Consider the following 17,426-nt stretch of genomic DNA (forward strand, 5'->3'; position numbering starts at 1 on the left):
CCACAGGACGGTTGCCGGTTGAGTGTTTCATAGTGTTTCGGTGGTCATAGCGTGAGGGAAACGCCCGGTTACATTCCGAACCCGGAAGCTAAGCCTTACAGCGCCGATGGTACTGCAGGGGGGACCCTGTGGGAGAGTAGGACACCGCCGAACAAATATTGAGAAAGCCCCACACCTTTCGGTGTGGGGCTTTCTGCATTTCAGGGACAGGGCGAGCAGGGCCGCGCCTGGTGAGGCCATGTCCGCGGGCGTTTGGGCGTGGGTGACGGCGTCCAGGGCCTTCGTCGCCGCACGCGGCCTCGCCGGAGCCGGCCTTCACCCCTGACCAGGCGCTGATGTTCCGTCAGAGTGTCGCTGAGATTCAAGCGTGCACTGTACGGATCTTCCTAGGGTCAACGGAGAAGCTGATTCCGGCATACGAAAGGAATCGGTTGTCGTGACCGACGTGACGCCCGGCACCGTCGACCCAGCGAATGCTCCTGCAGCGGAGCCGTCCTGCGCAATTGCCGGTCGCCGTACAACTTGGGGTATCCAATGACAGGCATTCCGGCGATCGAGCCATATCCGCTGCCGACGGCAGCGGATATGCCGCAAAATGTGGCTGCCTGGACTGTCGACCCGCGGCGCAGCGCTGTGTTGATACATGACATGCAACAGTTCTTCCTGCGCCCCTTACCCGAAGCCATGGCCGCACAACTCGTGCGGAACACGGTCTCGGTGCGGGACCGGTGCCGGGAACTGGGCATGCCGGTGGCGTACACGATGCAGCCCGGTGGCATGAGCTCACGGCAGCGCGGTCTGCTGGCCGATTTCTGGGGGGCCGGGATGGAGGCCGTACCGGCCCATCGCGACGTGCCCGAACCGCTGGCCCCCGGCCCGCAGGACGCGGTGTTCACGAAGTGGCGGTACAGCGCGTTCTTCCGTACCGATCTGCTGCCATGGCTGCGTCGGCACGGTGCTGATCAGCTTGTCATCTGCGGTGTGTACGCCCGCGTGGGCGTCCTGATCAGCGCGGTCGACGCGTTCAGCAACGACATCCAACCGTTCTTCGTGGCCGACGCGACCGTCGGCTTCTCGGCCGAGGACCACCGACGCGCCATGGAGTACGCGGCGCAACACTGCGCCGTCGTGGGCACGAGGGCAGAGGTCCTGCCGTGACCGCCACGTCAGACCTTCTCACCCGGGTGCTGGCGCCGGATCCGCCCCCGTTCGCGCTGCTGCACCGTCCGGACTGGACCGGTCCGCACCGGCTCGAGGTGCTGACGGGTGAGCAGTACGAGCCGGAGACGATTGCCGGCATCCCGGTCGCCGAGGACTTCGACGGGCCGGGTCATCAGGTTCTTGCGGTCATCCCCTACCGGCAACTCGGCGAACGTGGTCTCGCATGCGTCGACGACGGCGCGCCGCTGACCGCGATGCGGATCACCGAGCAGGCGGTGGCGCCGCTGCCCGACGTGCTCCGGCTCATCCCGGAGACGCCGGTCCGACTCCGGGACGGTCACTTCGACATCGACGACGACACCTATGCCCGTACGGTCAGACAGATCGTCACCGAAGAGATCGGCCGGGGTACAGGGTCGAATTTCGTGATCAGACGATCGTTTGTCGGGCACATCGCCGACGACCGCGTCGCCGTGGCACGCACAGTCTTCCGTCGGCTGTGCGAACAGGAGTCCGGCGCGTACTGGACGTTCCTCATCCACACCGGAACACGCACCTTCGTCGGCGCCACACCGGAACGTCACGTCAGCCTGCACCACGGCAACGCGGTGATGAACCCGATCAGCGGCACGTACCGCTATCCCGCAGACGGCCCCTGCCTGGCCGGACTGATGGAGTTCCTCGACAGTGACAAGGAATCCGACGAGCTGCACATGGTGCTCGACGAGGAACTGAAGATGATGGCTCGTATCTGTGACGGCGGTGGCCGCGTCGTGGGGCCACGGCTCAAGGAGATGGCCCGACTCGCGCACACCGAGTACCTCATCACCGGCCGATCCCACCGGCATCCGCTGGACATCCTGTCGGAGACGATGTTCGCACCCACGGTGACCGGCAGCCCGCTGGCCAGCGCCTGCCGGGTGATCGCCCGGTACGAGCCGACCGGACGCGGCTACTACGGCGGGGTCGCCGCGCTGATCGGCCGGGACGGCCAGGGCGGTCCCTGCCTCGACTCGGCCATCCTGATCCGCACGGCCGATCTCGACCCTACGGGCCGGGTCGAGATCGGCGTCGGCGCGACGCTGGTACGGCACTCGGATCCGGCAGCCGAGGCGGCCGAGACCCACGCGAAGGCAGCGACCCTGCTGCGTGCCATGCGCCCCGACCCGCCCGGCCCGCATCCCGTCGTACGAGCAGCACGCGGCCCGCTCGGCGAGCTTCCCGTCGTACGAGCAGCACTCGATCGCCGCAGACGCGGCCTCGCCGGGTTCTGGCTCGGCGAGGCACACTCACCGCCGGAACTCGCGCCGGCTTCGCCCTCGCGCCGGGTCCTGGTGGTGGACGCCGAGGACATGTTCACCGCGATGATCGCGTCACAACTCCGGTCGCTGGGCTGGGAGGTGACCGTCCGGGGCTGGGACGACCCGTACGAGTGGGACGCGGACGACCTCGTCGTGATGGGTCCCGGGCCGGGCGACCCCCAAGACGCCGGCGATCCCAGAATGTCGCACGTCCGCCAGGCGATCGACATGCTGCTGTCCCAGCGAAAGCCGTTCCTCGCCGTGTGCCTGAGCCACCAGATACTCAGCCTGATCCTCGGCCTGGAGGCGCGCCGCCGTGCCGTGCCCCACCAGGGCACGCAACGCGAGATCGCGCTGTTCGGCGGGAACGAAACGGTCGGGTTCTACAACACCTTCTCCGCGCACAGCGACACCGACAAGCTCGACGTTCCCGGCGTCGGCCTGGTGGAGATCAGCCGCGACATCGACACCGGGGAGGTCCACGCACTCCGCGGACCTGGCTTCGCCTCCCTGCAGTTCCATGCCGAGTCAGTGCTGACCCGCAACGGCCCCGCCATTCTCGCCGCGCGCATCGAAGAGGCGCTGCGCCCGACCTATCCGGCTCCCTCCGCCCCCTGACATACGCCGAACCCGACGACCCAGGAGGTCGACCGTGACACCGGACACAACGTCCCAGCGATGGGACCGAGACGCCGAGCTCCGCCGTACGAACCGGGCCACCGTGGAGCGGTATCTGGCCATGACGGAAGGCCCGGCAAGGCTCCAACGCCACCACCTCTTCACCGAAGACGCGGTCGGCGGTCTGTGGACGACCGACACCGGACAACCGGCGGCGGTCGCGGGGAAGCAGAACCTGTACCGCATGGCCGCGTGGTCGCTGGAATGCTTCCCCGACTGGCGGTGGACCAACATCGAGATCCACGAGACCCAGGATCCCAACCGGATCTGGGTCGAGTGCGACGGAGAAGGGCAGATCCTTTTCCCCGACTATCCCCCAGGCATCTACCGCAACCACTTCATCCACTCGTTCCGCCTCGACAACGGGTTGATCACGGAGATGCGGGAGTTCATGAACCCGTGTGAGCAGATGCGTGCCCTCGGCATCGACGTGCCTGTCGTCAAGCGAGGCGGGATTCCCATGGACGGGGATGAGGGAGATGACGGGGATCTGAAATGACCTCGGTGATCGTCGTCGGTTCAGGTGCGGCAGGCCTGGCCGCGGCCCTCTCCGCACGGGAGTCGGGCGCCGACGTCACTGTTCTGGAGGCGGCGTCGGCGTTGGGCGGCACCACCGCGCTGTCCAGCGGGGCGGTCTGGCTACCGAACAACCACCTGCCGCCCGCGGCCGGCGACAGCCCCGAACTCACCCGCACGTACCTGTGTCACCTCCGCCGCGTCGGCGGGCCCGCGGACACGGACACCGCCGCACTCGACCGGTTCGTCGCCGAGGCGCCACACGTGGCGCGATGGCTGGAGAAGAGGACACCGCTGCGCTGGGCCGCCCTTCCCATCCCGGATTGCCATGGTGGTCTGCCCGGCGCGTACAGGTCCGGCGGCCGGTCACTCGGGCCACGGCCGTTCGACGCCGCGCCGCAGGTCGCTGCCCTGGTGCGTGCCGCCCTGCCCTGGCGACGGCCGGCGACCCTCACCGAACTCGTCACCGGACAGGCCTCACCCGGCCTCATCGAGCAGCGCAGCCGCGCCCGGACACGCACGTCGGGGCAGGCGCTGGTGGCCGCGCTGCTCACCGCCGCCCTCGACGCCGGCGTCGCCATCCGCACACGCGCCAGAGCGACACGGTTCCTGGGCACCGGCGTGGAGGTCGACGGCGTACCGCTCGCGGGGCGGGTCGTCCTCGCGACCGGTGGGTTCGAACGCGACGAAGCGCTCGTCCGCAGGTTTCTGGGCGGCCCGGTCCCCGGCCTCGCGGGAGCGCCCGGCGCCCGCGGTGACGGACTGCGCATGGCCATCGCCGCCGGGGCGGAGCTGCGGAACATGTCGCAGGCCTGGTGGTGCCCGACGATCCGGATACCCGGCGACGCGATCGACGGCGAGCCGGTGTACCGGGTACTCCTCGCCGAGCGTGCGCGCCCCGGCTCCGTGCTGGTCGACCGCCATGGTCGCCGGTTCACCAACGAGGCCCAGAGCTATCACGAGGTGGGGCGATCGTTGCACCGGTCCGGGGCCACGGGACACGGTTTCCGCAACGCCGAGCCGTCCTGGCTGATCGTCGACGCCGCCTACCGCCGCCGCTATCCCATCGCTCCGGTCCGGCCCTTACGACGAGGGGGCACCCTGTCGGAACTGGCGCGACTCATCGACATTCCGGGCAACACGCTCGCCGAGACGATCAGCCGGTTCAATCAGGCGGCGGTCGACGGCCTGGATCCGGACTTCAACCGCGGGGCAGACCCCTACGACTGCGTCATGGGCGATCCCCAAGCTGAGCATCCGACGTTGGGGCCGTTGCGTGAGCCGCCCTTCTACGCCGTTCCGGTGCACCTCGGACTCGGCGGAACGAGTGGCGGCCCGCGTACCGACCTCGACGGGCGCGTGCTGTGCGACGACGGTACGGCCGTGCCCGGGCTGTACGCCGCGGGCAACGTCGCGTCGAGCCCGTTCGGGTCCGCCTACCCGGGAACCGGAACGACGATCGGCCTCGCTCTCGTCTCAGGCGTCCAGGCGGGCAGAGCAGCGGCCAGGGACTGATCTCACACAACGGGGACTGATCTCAATCAAGATGAACCACTACGTGATCGTCGACGTGTTCACCACGGTGGCCCTGGAAGGCAACCCGTTGGCCGTCTTCCTGAGCGCCGCTGATATTCCGGCCGGCAGGATGCAACTGATCGCCCGCGAAATGAACCTCTCGGAGACGACGTTCGTCCTCCCCGCCCGGGGCGACGGGGACCGGCGGGTCCGGATCTTCACCCCGGTCAATGAACTGCCGTTCGCCGGACACCCGGTACTGGGCACCGCAGCGGTGCTCGGCAAGTCCATGGCGCGCAGCCGGCTGCGGCTCGAAACCGAGGCCGGCACCATCCCGGTCGACCTCCAGTACCCGAGTGAGGGAACCGTCTCGGCCTGCATGCGTCAGCCCATCCCCGTCTGGGAGCCGTACCGGTTGCAGGAGGACCTCCTCGACGCGCTCGGCATCAAGTCCTCCACCCTTCCGGTGGACGCCTACCGCAACGGGCCACGGCACGTCTATGTCGGAGTCGACAGCGAGGCGGCCCTCTCCCGCGTCCAACCCGATCTGCGCGCGCTGGCGCGGCATCCGGACATGGCCGCCATCTGCTTCGCGGGTTCGGGAAAGCGTTGGCGGATGCGGATGTTCTCACCGGCCTACGGGGTGGCCGAAGACGCGGCGACGGGATCGGCCGCCGGGCCACTCGCGGTCCACCTCGCGCGGTACGGCCTGGTCCCGTTCGGACAGCAGATCGAGATCCTGCAAGGTGTGGAGATGGGGCGCCCGTCGCACATGTCCGCCAGGGCGGACGGCACCGGTCAGCGTCCGCACACGGTCGAGGTCAGCGGATCAGCGGTCATCACCGCTTACGGAACCTTGCTTGTCTGACCGGCCCGCGACGACGCGTTTTACCGAGTGATCGCATCCCGGCATCGACGGGGGAATCAGGGCCGCTCTGCGGCAGACATCGGTCGGCTCGCCCCCCGATCGGTCCGACATGGCCGGGCGTCCGCAGCTCACCTGCGGATACGGATCCCTTCGATTCCCGATACGTCGGAGGTCTTCCCCCTTCACTGAACGCCCTGCACCATGCAGGTAGTTCACAAACAGAGATGGGAGGCACCTACGTGACCGCGACTCCAGGGAACGGGATCTCTCGAAGAGGTGTGATCGGCACGGCGGCCGCGGTCGCCGCCGGTGGCTGGTCGGCCGGGTCCGGCACCGTCTGGGCGGCGTCTCAGAAGCCGAACCCGGCGAAGGGCTTACACGAACGGATGGCCAGGGCCGCTGCTTTGCGGTGGCGGCGGATGCCCGGCGACTGGAAGGACGGCCCCTTCCTCGGCAATGGCCTGCTCGGGGTGCAGGTCTACCGAGGTGCGACGGCCAACTCCGTGAAAGTCATGGTCAGCCACAGCCATGTGCAGGACCAGCGGCCTCAGTGGCGCGCCCCGTACGGCTTTTCCCGGTTGCCCATAGGGCATTTCGACCTCACGCTCGCCGGTGAGGTGACCGGCGTCGACTGGACCCTCGACCTCTGGGATGCCGAGCTGCGCGGCACCATCACCACCACTCGGGGCAGCGTCCGCTTCTCGATGCTGGTGCACAACACCCGTACCGCGCTGCTGATCTCCACCCGGCCCAGCGCGGGCGAGGAGGAGGCAGCCTGGTCGTTCACATGGATGCCCGCGACCTCGCCACGTACGAAGGACAAACCCGCCGACTACACGGGAAACCCCGACCCCCGCACCGGCTCCGCCGGAGACACCGGGGCCACCAGGTACGTCGAGCAGCCGCTGATCGCCGGCGGCGGGTGGACCACGGCCTGGCGCGAACGGCGCGTCGGCACCGGCAGGTTGCTGGCCGCGCACATCGTCTACCGCTTCCCCGAGGACCTGTCGCGCACGACGGAACTGGCCGTCGCCGAAGTGGCCCGCACGTTGTCCGCGGACCCGGACCGGCTGGTGCGCGAGCACCGCGCCTGGTGGCACCGCTTCTACCGGCGGAGCCTGGTGTCCGTACCCGACAAACGCATTCAGGACTTCTACTGGATCCAGCTCTACAAAGCGGCCTGCGCCACCCGGGCCGGCGGTCCGTCGATGTCCGAGTGGGGACCGTGGTACCCGGAGACCGGCGGGAGTTGGACCGCCGTGTGGTGGAACCTCAACGTCCAGATCGCCACCTGGCTGATCCAGGGTTCCGATCACCTCGAACTCGACTCCGTCACCTCCACCTTCAAGAACTTCGAGAAGTACCTGCCGCTCTCCGTCCCGCCGGAGTACCAGGACGGGCAGACCTACGCCCTGGCCCACCCCTCGGACTGGATGTTGCGCCCCGGCGCCAAGACCGTCGGTATCCCCGGCACCTCCACCAAGACCGACAACAACGGCAATCTCATCTGGGCCATGCACAACGTCTGGCTCAGCTACCGCCACACCATGGACGTGTCGATCGTGCGCGACGTCCTCTTCCCGATCCTCGTCAAAGCGGTGAACTTCTATGACCACTTCCTGCACGAGGGCAGCGATGGAAAGCTTCACCTGCCGCTCACCCGGTCGCCCGAGTGGGCCGACGCCGAGGACTGCGTCTACGACCTCTCCCTGATTCGCTGGGGCTGCGCCACCCTCCTGGACTGCCTGCGCATTCTGCGTACGGACCATCCGCGCGCTGCGCGCTGGCGCGAGATACTCCAGCGCCTGGTGCCCTATCCGCGTGACTCGACCGGCATCATCATCGGCGCCGGGAAGCCGCTCACCGAGTCCCACCGGCACTTCTCGCACATGTTGTGGCTGTACCCGCTGCATGAGCTGACCTGGGACCGGCCGGGCGACCGGGACGCCATGCGCACGACCTTCGACCACTGGGTCAGGGACCGGAGTCTGTGGGCCGGTTACAGCTACGCCGCCGCATCCTCGATGGCCTCCCGCATGGAACGGCCCGAGGAGGCCCTCGGCTTCCTGACTTTCTTCACCGACGGCAATGTCATCAAGAACGCCTGGATGACGCCGAACACCATGTATGTGGAGGGCGGGAACCTGGCCACGGAGAGTCCGCTGTCGGCGGCCCAGTCGGTCCTCGACATGGCCGTGCAGAGCCATGGCGGGGTGGTACGGGTCTTCCCCTCCGTGTCCCGGCGCTGGCCCGACGCCTCCGTCCAGAGCCTGCGCACCCAGGGCGCGTTCCTGGTGGACGCGGACCGCTCGGGTGGCCGGACCAGGTGGGTACGGGTGCACAGCGAGGCGGGCGCGCCGCTCGTGCTGGGTCACGGCATCGAGGGCGCGATCGACGTACGGGACGCGCGCGGGCGGCGGCTGCGGTACCGGGAGACGGCGCCCGGCCGCATCGAGATCCCGCTGGGCCGGGACGAGACGGCCATCGTCCTCCCGCGCGGCACCGACCCGGACCTGGGCCCGCGTGACGTACCGGCCGTCGGCCACGCGAAGCCGTGGGGGCTGCCGGACTGAGCCGATGCCTCCGACTGGCGTTGGTCAGGGCGCCGGTCAGGCGCTGGTCGTAGAAGTGCTTGGTGAAGGCGCCGTGGGCCGGGCCGTCGGTGGTGAGCAGGGTGGCCGGGGCGTCGCGCAGGAGGGTGCGGAGGCAGGCGTCGACGGTCGTGTCGGCCAGGAGACGGCCCTGGCCGATGATGATCAGGTGCTCGGCCGTGAGGGCCATCTCGCTCATCAGGTGGGAGGAGACGAAGACCGTACGGCCTTCCGCGGCAAGGGACTTGAGGAGGTTGCGGATCCACAGGACGCCCTCGGGGTCGAGGCCGTTGACCGGTTCGTCGAGGATGACGGTGGCCGGGTCGCCGAGGAGGCGGCCGCGATACCGAGGCGCTGGCCCATGCCGAGGGAGAAACCCTTGACGCGGCGATGGGCGACTTCTGCCAGACCTGTGAGGTCCAGGACGTGGGACATCCGGCTGCAGGGGATGCCGAGGGTGAGGGCCAGTGCCGTCAGGTGGTGGTACGCCGTGCGGCCGGGGTGGACCGATCGGGCCTCCAGGAGGGCGCCGACCTCGTGGAGCGGCGCGGGGTGGGCGGCGTACGGGCGGTTGCCGACCGTCGCGTGGCCGCGGGTCGGGGCGTCGAGGCCGAGAATCATCCGCATGGTGGTGGACTTGCCGGCGCCGTCGGGGCCGAGGAAGCCGGTGACGGTGCCTGGCCGGACGGTGAACGTGAGGTCGGCTACGACGGTCTTGTCGCCGTAACGCTTGGTCAGTCCTTGTGCGCTGATGCCCCGTTCGGCCGTTCCCCGTCCGGTCGTTCCTTGTGTGGTCGTCATGGCTTTGATGCTCGTCCGGGGCGGTGTGCGGGGCGTCGGACGGGGGTGGGAAATGGGGTGAGGGGCGTAGTACCTCGGTATTACGGTGGCGCTCATGGAGCCGGTGATTCGTTCTATACGTGCTGATGAGTGGGCAGCGGTGAAGGAGATTCGGCTGGATGCGCTTCGGGATCCGGTGGCGCATCTTGCCTTTCTCGAGACGTATGAGGAGGCGGTGGGGAAGCCTGACAGTTTTTGGCGGGAGCGGGCTGCTGGGGCTGCGGAGGGGGTGGTCGAGCGGCAGCAGTTTGTGGCTGAGGTGGACGGGCGGTGGGTTGGGTCCGTTGTTGTGCTGGTTGAGGAGGCGGGGGCGGAGGGGACGTTCGGGGGCGTTAGTGAGGTGCGGCAGGGGCATCTCGTGGGGGTTTTTGTGCGGCCTGAGTGGCGGGGGCGCGGGGTTACCGAGCGGCTTTTCGCGTGTGCGGTGGAGTGGGCGTGGGAGGTGGCCGGGGTTGAACGGGTGCGGTTGTTTGTGGATGAGCGGAACTCGCGGGCCGAGGGGTTTTACCGGAAGTTCGGGTTTGTGCCGTCTGGGGTGAGTGCTCCGGCGCCGGGGGAGAGTGGGGCGCGGGAATTGGAGCTTGTGATGACGCGGGTCTGAAGGGGCTTGCTCAGGTGGGGAGTTCCTCGTTGGGCCAGCGGGTGCGGGCCTGTTCTCTGGAGCGTAGGAGCGCGAGGGTGGGCATGCCTCGGTCGGGGCCTGTGGTGAGCAGGTCCGGGAGTTGGGGGAGCGGGGCCACCGCGGCTACGTCTTCCAGGACGAGGGTGAGTGGTGGGTCGAGGCGGCCGGAGGATGACCGTTCGGCCATGCGCCGGCCGCGCTCGACCACGCTTGAGGCGAGCGCCGTCAGAAGTGGCATCGCGCCCGGGTTCGCCTTGGGGTCCTCGATGGGTTCACCCACCACATAAAGCGTGCCCCCTTCGTTGACGGAGGAATCCAAGGTGAGGGCGTCAGTTCGGTTGGGGGTGCAGGCCTCGCGGACGTTCACTGTGAAGAGGGAGGAGAGGGCGCGAGCTGTCAACTCCTGGGCGATGTCGCGGCGTTCGGGGTACGAGGTGAGGGCGGCCTCGAGTTCGCCTGCGGAGCCGGCGGCGGCCTTGGGGTTCGTACGGAGGATGCGTACGGCTTCTTGGACGCCTGTGCCCTGGGCCCAGCGGTGGAGGTGGCGGATGGCGCGGCCGTCTGTGGCGGCGGCGTGGAGGTAGCTGCGGAGGAGGGTTTCCGCGGTGTCTGCGACCGCCTGGTCCATTTTTGCGGCGGGGCGGACGGGGGCTAGGAGGGCTGCCGCCCTTGCCCTTGCGGTGTCCTTGTCCTGGCAGCCGGTTGAGGGGGACCAGTGGAGGCGGGCCGGGGTGTCGCAGAGGTGGGAGGGGTCGTAGAGGAGGACGGGGCCGAGTTTTGCGCGGGCGTCCTTGGTGTCCGACCAGAGGGTGGGGCTGGAGGTGATAACGAGGGCGGGGCCCTCGGCGTCGCGGACTGCCTCGGTGGCCAGGGGGTGGCGGGTTTGTGGGGGGCCGAGGATTACGGGGCCGCGGCGCCGCGGGTTTGGGATGGGGGGCTTTTCCCGCCCGCCCGCCCGTTTACTGTCGGCTGCATAGGGAGCCGTACCGGACGGCGGCTCCGCCGCCGGGCCCGTCGGCTCCGCCGGGGCGAAGGGGGTTGCGGGGGGAGCGGGCGCGTGGGGGTCCGTCGGGCCGGAGGCGCCCAAGGGGCGGAGGACTGGGTCGGAGCCGGAGTGGGCCGTGGGGTGGAGGTCTGAGTCGGCGGCGCCCCCGGGCGAGCGGTCCGAGCCGACGCCGGCCGCCGGTAGTCCGGAGCCTGCCGTGCCTCCGGCTGGGAAACCCGAGCCGGAGTCGGTAGAAGACGGATGTCCGGAGCCTGTCGCGCCCGCGGACGGAACTTCGATACCGGCGGTGGATGGGAACCCTGGGGCGGTGGCGCCCCCGGCTGGGAAGCCGCGGCCGGTGTCGACGCCCGGCCGGAGTCCCGAGCCGGTCCCAGATCGACCGTCCGAACCAGCTGCACCCCCGGGCACAACACCCGAGCCGTACGCCCCGCCCAGCGCCGTTTCCGAGTCGGGTCGCTCGCCCGGCCGGAGCCCCGAGTCCCCCCGCTGAACCCCCGAACCGGGCACCTCGCCCTGCGGAACACCCGAGCCCCCAGTCGCAGCGCCCGACCCAGCCGTCGCCGTGTCCCCCGGCCCGAACTCCGGACCGTACGCCGCAGCCTTACGCCGGCGTGCCCTCCCCGCCCGCCACCTGGCCACCGTTCCCATCACGAACACCGTCAGCACGACCAGCACCATCAGCTGGCCGATGAACAGCCCCCAGAACAGGCCGTACCCCGTCAGCTCGCTCTCCGGAGTGTCCGGCCAGGCGCCTGTCACGTCGTGGGGGTGCTGGACCAGGTGGCGCATCGCCAGGGGCGTACGGGCGAAGGTGACCTTTGAGGGCCAGGAGCCGTGGTCGAACACGGCCGCCAAGCCCGTCGCCGACCACACCAGCAACGTCATGCCCAGGAGGAAGGCGAGGACCCCGATCAGCAGGCCGTCGGGGACGCCTCCTTCGGACCGTTCGGCGCGTTCGTGAGACCGGTGTCGGTCGTCGTACGGACTCATCTTGCCCCCACCGCTCTCACCCTGCTTACGCCACTGTGGACTCGGACGAGTCGTCGAGGTCGCTGAGGTGTTGTTCCATGAAGGCCGCCGCTCGTTCTTCCGCCTCGAGCTCGGCGGCTCGTAGGGCGTCGTCCGAGAGGTCGGGGGTGGAGGACTCGGTCATGGCGCGGTCGGTGAAGACGAGGGGGCGTTCCATCTCGGTGATCAGGTGTTTGACCACCTGGACGTTGCCGTTGACGTCCCAGACCGCGATGCCGGGCGAGAGGGTGGGGATGATCTCCACCGCCCAGCGTGGGAGGCCGAGGACGCGGCCTGTCGCTCTTGCCTCGTCCGCCTTCTGGGCGTAGATCGTCCGTGTCGACGCCATCTTGAGGATGGCCGCCGCTTCCTTTGCCGCCGCTCCGTCCACCACGTCGCTCAAGTGGTGGACCACCGCCACGAAGGACAGGCCGAGCCGTCGGCCGAACTTCAGCAGGCGCTGGAACAGCTGGGCCACGAACGGGCTGTTGATGATGTGCCAGGCCTCCTCGACGAGGAAGATGCGCTTCTTTCGGTCGGGGCGGATCCAGGTGTGCTCCAGCCAGACGCCGACGATGGCCATCAGGATCGGCATGGCGATGGAGTTGCGGTCGATGTGGGACAGGTCGAAGACGATGAGGGGGGCGTCGAGGTCGATGCCGACCGTCGTCGGGCCGTCGAACATGCCGCGCAGGTCGCCGTCGACCAGGCGGTCGAGAACCAGGGCTACGTCCAGGCCCCAGGCGCGTACGTCGTCCAGGGCGACGTTCATCGCCTCGGCCGACTCCGGTTCGGGGTGGCGCAGTTGCTCGACGATGTCGGTGAGGACGGGCTGGCGGTTGGTGATCGTCTCGTTGACGTAGGCGTGCGCGACCTTCAGGGCGAAGCCGGAGCGTTCGTCGAGGCCGTGGCCCATCGCGACCTCGATGATCGTGCGGAGCAGGGCCAGCTGGCCTGTCGTGGTGATCGCGGGGTCGAGCGGGTTGAGGCGGATTCCCATGTCCAGGGCCGCTGTCGGGTCGAGGCGGATGGGAGTTATACCCAGCTCCTGGGCGATGAGGTTCCATTCGCCGACGCCGTCCTCGCCCTGTGCGTCCAGGACGACGACCTGGCGGTCGCGGAACCTCAACTGCCGTAGTACGTACGTCTTCTCCAGGGCCGACTTGCCGTTGCCGGACTCGCCGAGCACCAGCCAGTGCGGTGCCGGGAGCTGCTGTCCGTACAGCTGGAAGGGGTCGTAGATGTAGCCCTTCCCGGAGTACACCTCGCGGCCGATGATGACGCCGGAGTCGCCGAGGCCGGGCGCGGCGGTCGGGAGGTAGACCGCCTGGGCCTGCCCCGTCGAGGTGCGCACCGGCAGCCGGGTCGTCTCGACCTTGCCGAACAGGAAGGACGTGAAGGTTTCCGTGAGGGCGGACAGCGGGTCCCGCATAGAGTCCTACCTCCGGATGCCGGTCGCGAACGGGAGTGTGTTGACGAAGGCGCGGTGGTGCTCGCGGTCGCACCACTCGAGTTTCAGATACGACTTGCCGGCCGAGGCGCGGATCGTCCGTTTGTCGCGGGCGAGTGCCTCGGGGGTACGGGACGAGACGGTGATGTAGCCGACGAGGTTGACGCCGGCCGCGCCGCTCGCGAGGTCCTCGCCGCGCTGGTCCAGGCGGCTGTGCGAGGCGATGTCGCGGGGGTCGACGGTCCGGTTCATCTTGGCCTGGCGGCTGGCCTCCGCCTCGTCGTTCGTCTTCTCGGTCAGCATCCGCTCGATGGCGACCTCGGTGGGTTCGAGGTCCATCGTGACGGCCACGGTCCGGATGACGTCCGGGGTGTGGACGAGCAGCGGGGCAAGGAAGTTGACGCCCACCGGGGTCATCGGCCACTCCTTCACCCAGGCCGTGGCGTGGCACCAGGGGGCGCGGGTGGAGGACTCGCGGGTCTTCGCCTGGAGGTACGTCGGCTCCATGGCGTCCAGCTCGGCCGGCCAGGCGTTGCGTTTCGTCATCGCCTGGATGTGGTCGATGGGGTGGTCGGGGTCGTACATGGAGTGGACGAGGGACGCCAGGCGGCCCTGCCCGAGTGGCTGGCGTACGCGGATGTCGGCTTCCTGCAGCCGGGAGCAGATGTCCGTCAGCTCACGCGCCATCACGACCGCGAGCCCCGCGTCCTTGTCCAGCTTCTTGCCGCCCTGGCCGCGCGCGGCGCGGGCCATCGCGTGCGCCTCGGCGGCGAGTTCGCGCGAGTAGTGCATACAGGCGACCAGGTAGGCGCGGTGCTGCTCGCTGCTGGTGGACACCATGGACTGGAGTTGGTCGTACGACTGCTGCAGCCAGCCGGGGGCGCGCTCGTCGCCGCGTACGGCGACGTCCTTGGCGTGTGCGTCCGGGTCGGCGGGGAGGGTACGGGCGAGCATCTGGAGGCGGGTGACGAAGCCGTCGCCGTTCGCGACGTGCTTCAGCAGCACCCCGAAGCGGTCGACGAGGGCTTCCTGGTCCTCGGAGTCGCGCAGGCCGACGCCCGGGCCCTCGATCTCGATCGCGGCCGTGACGGTCTTCCGGTCGGCGTGCAGCAGGACGGCGATCTCGTCGGGGCCGAAGGGCGCCGCCAGCCACGTAATGCGTCCGATGCCGGGCGGCGGGCCGATCTCGACCTCGCGGCCGTCGATGCGGGTGCCGGCCTCCATGACGTTGCTGCGGTACGTGGTGCCGTTGCGCAGCGTCCGCTTGTAACTGCGGTTGATCTCGAACCACTTGTAGAACGTGCGGCGCTTGTACGGCACGTACACCGCGGCCAGCGCCACCATCGGGAAGCCCACGAGCAGGACGATGCGCAGGGAGAGGACGGGGACGAGCAGGCCGCACATCATGCCGAGGAACGCGCCCACGATGATCAGCGCGATTTCGCCGGTCTCGCGGTTCTTCCCGACGATCGCGTTCGGCCGGGCGCGGCCGATCAGATATGTACGGCGGGGCGTGACCGGATGGGACACGGACACGTGGGACTCGGTCGTCAACGCCCTTCACCTCCCGAGCGGTTGGTACTACTGCTGCTGTTACGTGTGCCGGCATGGGGGGTGTTCGCCGGGCTGTTGCGCGGCGGGGGTGCTGCGGCTGGTACGGATCCGCCTCCGCCGCCTCCGTTGGAGGACGGGCGGGTGCTGTGGGCGGCGACTCCGCCGGAGGCCGGGTTGGAGGGGCGGGGGCCGCTTTGGTTTCCGCCCTGGTTGCCGCCGCCGTTGTCGGCGCGGGTGCTGTGCGTCTTGATGCCCTGCGCGACGAAGGTGGCCGGAGAGGTCATGACGGCCGCGGCCTTGCCTTCGGCGCCCTGCATGATGCGGTTGTTGCGGGAGTTGGCGATCTCGTCGCCGAAGCCCGGTACGAAGCGGTAGATCATCGCGCTCGCGAAGATGGCCAGCAGGATGATGGAGAGGCCGGAGACGACGGCGGAGAAGGCGTCGGGCCCGTCCTCGGCGGACAGGGCGCCCGCGAGGCCGAGCACGATCACGATCACCGGCTTGACCAGGATCACCGCGATCATGATGCCCGCCCAGCGGCGGACGTGGCCCCACAGGTTCTTGTCGACGAGGCCCGCGTATACGACGGTCCCGAGCAGCGCGCCCACGTAGAGGAGGGCGGCTCGGATGACCAGCTCCAGCCACAGGACGCCCGCGGCGAGGATGGACACCAGGGAGACGACGATCAGCATGATCGGGCCGCCGCCGATGTCCTCGCCCTTCTCCAGGGCGCCGGAGAAGTTGCCGAAGAAGGTGTCCGTCTGGTTGCCGGTGCTCTGGGCGAGGACTTCTGATACGCCGTCGGTCGCCGAGACGACGGTGTAGAGGATCAGCGGCGTGAACGCCGAGGCCAGCACGGTCAGCCAGAGGAAGCCGATCGCCTCCGAGATGGCCGTGGTGAGCGGCACGCCTCGTACGGCTCGCTTGGCGACCGCGAGCAGCCAGAGGACGAGGGTGAGGATTGTCGAGGCCGCGAAGACGACGGCGTACTGCTGGAGGAACTTGGGGTTCGTGAAGTCGACGCCCGCGGTTTCTTTGACGGCTTCGCTGAGCTTGTCGATGGTCCAGGAGGCGGCGTCGGCGCAGCCCTTTGCCAGGGAGGAGAGGGGGTCGAGGGTGGAGGTGGGGTCGGTCAGGCCGCCGCCGCCTCCACCTCCGGAGCCGCCTTCGCCGTTCTCGCAGTACTCCTTGGCCGGCCCGACGATCAGGTCGCAGTTGTCCTCGGACGGCGTTGGCGTCGGTGTCGGCGCGGCAGCCGCGCGCGTGGCCAGCACGACAAGCGTGGCCTGTACGGCTGTGAGGGCGCCGGTGACCTTGAGTACGCGGCGTCGGCTACCGGGCATAGGTGAAGCCTCCGTACTCTTCGACGGCCTTCGAGATCTCGTCGGACGGCGAGATCTTGTTGTCGCCGTTCACGGGCGCTGGGCCTTCCTTCTGGGAGAAGTTGTCAACCTTCCAGTCGCCGTCGGCCCATCGCAGCTGAAGCGTCATGGTGAACCAGTCGTTGCTGACCGGGTTCTTCGAGTCGTCCCCCGCCGTGCCGAACACGCCCGTGCACCAGACCTCGACGGTCGCCGCGCTCTCCGAGTAGTCCGTGACCTTGGTGCCCACCGGCATCGTGCGCGAGACGTACGTCTGTCCGGCGGCTGCGTTGCCGTTCTTGTCCAGGCCGACGTTGCGCAGGAACTCCGTGGAGTACGCCTTGTCCATCCTGTCCTTGAGCTCGGCGACCTTGTCCGCGACGAACACCTGCTGGACGATCTCGTCCCGCCGCGCGGGCTTGACGATGTCGGCCGAGACCAGCACCACGGAGTAGTTCGCCGCCGCCGACTCCGCCCCCTGCTCATCCTGCGCGAACCCCGAAGGAATCCCCCCGGCCTTCGTCTCAACGGGCTGCTCCCCGGACGCCGCCGTAGGCGCCACGTCCGCTCTCTCCTCGCCCCCCTCCGACGAACCGGAATCACCACCGCCACGGTTCGCGAAGGCGATGGCCGCGATCAGGAGGACCACCACGCCCACCACCGTGATGAGGCTGCGGGAGGACGAACGGCCGCCGCGGCGCGCGCCGCCGTAGACGTCGCCGGCGCTGTCGGGGTAGCGCGTACGGGTCTGGCCGGAGCCCCCGTATCCGCCGTTGTCGCCGCGCGAACCGTGCTCGTCGCCGAGACTCATGCCGCGTACGCCCCTTCAACCTCGTGCTGGACCGCGTAGTCGTAGTACGACGGTAGCCGCGCTGCTTCCTTCGCGGGCGCGGTGTGGTGACTCGACATCAGGGAAACGCAACCTCAGCCGGTGGGCACGTCGGACGGGTGGGTT

At 69.1% G+C, this 17,426-nt stretch carries 12 protein-coding genes, 1 rRNA gene and 1 pseudogene; 8 read left to right on the forward strand and 6 right to left on the reverse strand.

Annotated elements, in window-relative coordinates; all coding sequences use genetic code 11:
* Positions 1-36 precede the first annotated feature (36 nt).
* The 7 genes from rrf to ACQEVY_RS25045 all read left to right on the forward strand — a co-directional run bounded on the left by rrf (position 37) and on the right by ACQEVY_RS25045 (position 8,612).
* Positions 37-153 (forward strand): 5S ribosomal RNA (gene rrf, locus ACQEVY_RS25015).
* A 495-nt stretch (positions 154-648) separates the two neighbouring features.
* A complete protein-coding gene (locus ACQEVY_RS25020; protein ID WP_432951696.1) occupies positions 649-1,158 on the forward strand; it encodes an isochorismatase family protein in 510 nt (169 codons plus the stop codon).
* Positions 1,155-3,080 (forward strand): anthranilate synthase family protein, encoded by a 1,926-nt coding sequence (locus ACQEVY_RS25025; RefSeq protein ID WP_432951697.1) that lies wholly within the window; start codon positions 1,155-1,157, stop codon positions 3,078-3,080. The genes ACQEVY_RS25020 and ACQEVY_RS25025 overlap by 4 nt, the downstream gene beginning before the upstream one ends.
* Positions 3,081-3,114: 34 nt before the next feature.
* Positions 3,115-3,639, forward strand: a complete 525-nt coding sequence (locus ACQEVY_RS25030; RefSeq protein WP_432951698.1) for a PhzA/PhzB family protein — start codon at positions 3,115-3,117, stop codon at positions 3,637-3,639.
* On the forward strand, positions 3,636-5,171 hold the full coding sequence (locus tag ACQEVY_RS25035; RefSeq protein WP_432951699.1) for an FAD-dependent oxidoreductase: 1,536 nt from the start codon (positions 3,636-3,638) through the stop codon (positions 5,169-5,171). Before ACQEVY_RS25030 ends, ACQEVY_RS25035 begins: the two co-directional genes overlap by 4 nt.
* 31 nt (positions 5,172-5,202) lie before the next feature.
* On the forward strand, positions 5,203-6,039 hold the full coding sequence (locus tag ACQEVY_RS25040) for a PhzF family phenazine biosynthesis protein (RefSeq protein WP_432951700.1): 837 nt from the start codon (positions 5,203-5,205) through the stop codon (positions 6,037-6,039).
* Between the two features lie 239 nt (positions 6,040-6,278).
* Positions 6,279-8,612: a glycosyl hydrolase family 95 catalytic domain-containing protein gene (locus tag ACQEVY_RS25045; RefSeq protein ID WP_432951701.1), complete on the forward strand. Its 2,334-nt coding sequence runs from the start codon at positions 6,279-6,281 to the stop codon at positions 8,610-8,612.
* A gap of 124 nt (positions 8,613-8,736) precedes the next feature.
* On the opposite strand, the pseudogene ACQEVY_RS25050 reads toward ACQEVY_RS25045, so the two are convergent.
* Positions 8,737-9,431 (reverse strand): annotated as a pseudogene (locus ACQEVY_RS25050) (ATP-binding cassette domain-containing protein); the annotation flags it as partial.
* A 94-nt stretch (positions 9,432-9,525) separates the two neighbouring features.
* Here ACQEVY_RS25050 and ACQEVY_RS25055 point away from each other — a divergent pair.
* On the forward strand, positions 9,526-10,071 hold the full coding sequence (locus tag ACQEVY_RS25055; RefSeq protein WP_432951702.1) for an N-acetyltransferase family protein: 546 nt from the start codon (positions 9,526-9,528) through the stop codon (positions 10,069-10,071).
* A 10-nt stretch (positions 10,072-10,081) separates the two neighbouring features.
* Here the strand turns inward: ACQEVY_RS25055 and ACQEVY_RS25060 are convergent, their stop codons facing one another.
* Genes ACQEVY_RS25060 through ACQEVY_RS25080 form a run of 5 tightly spaced genes read right to left on the reverse strand, consistent with a single transcriptional unit; the run spans position 10,082 to position 17,282 of the window.
* Entirely contained in the window at positions 10,082-12,088 is a 2,007-nt protein-coding gene (locus tag ACQEVY_RS25060; RefSeq protein ID WP_432951703.1) for a type VI secretion protein, read from the reverse strand.
* 25 nt (positions 12,089-12,113) lie between these two features.
* Complete coding sequence (locus ACQEVY_RS25065) at positions 12,114-13,538, reverse strand: ATP-binding protein (protein WP_432951704.1); 1,425 nt, start codon at positions 13,536-13,538, stop codon at positions 12,114-12,116.
* 6 nt (positions 13,539-13,544) lie between these two features.
* Positions 13,545-15,110, reverse strand: coding sequence for an SCO6880 family protein (locus tag ACQEVY_RS25070; RefSeq protein ID WP_432951705.1), 1,566 nt, complete (start codon positions 15,108-15,110; stop codon positions 13,545-13,547).
* The gene (locus tag ACQEVY_RS25075; RefSeq protein ID WP_432951706.1) at positions 15,107-16,453 is read right to left on the reverse strand and encodes a hypothetical protein; all 1,347 of its coding nucleotides are present in this window, start codon (positions 16,451-16,453) and stop codon (positions 15,107-15,109) included. Before ACQEVY_RS25075 ends, ACQEVY_RS25070 begins: the two co-directional genes overlap by 4 nt.
* On the reverse strand, positions 16,443-17,282 hold the full coding sequence (locus tag ACQEVY_RS25080; RefSeq protein WP_432951707.1) for a hypothetical protein: 840 nt from the start codon (positions 17,280-17,282) through the stop codon (positions 16,443-16,445). The genes ACQEVY_RS25075 and ACQEVY_RS25080 overlap by 11 nt, the downstream gene beginning before the upstream one ends.
* Positions 17,283-17,426 lie beyond the last annotated feature (144 nt).

It is taken from the genome of Streptomyces sp. CA-288835 (assembly GCF_050936385.1).
Lineage (GTDB): Bacteria > Actinomycetota > Actinomycetes > Streptomycetales > Streptomycetaceae > Streptomyces.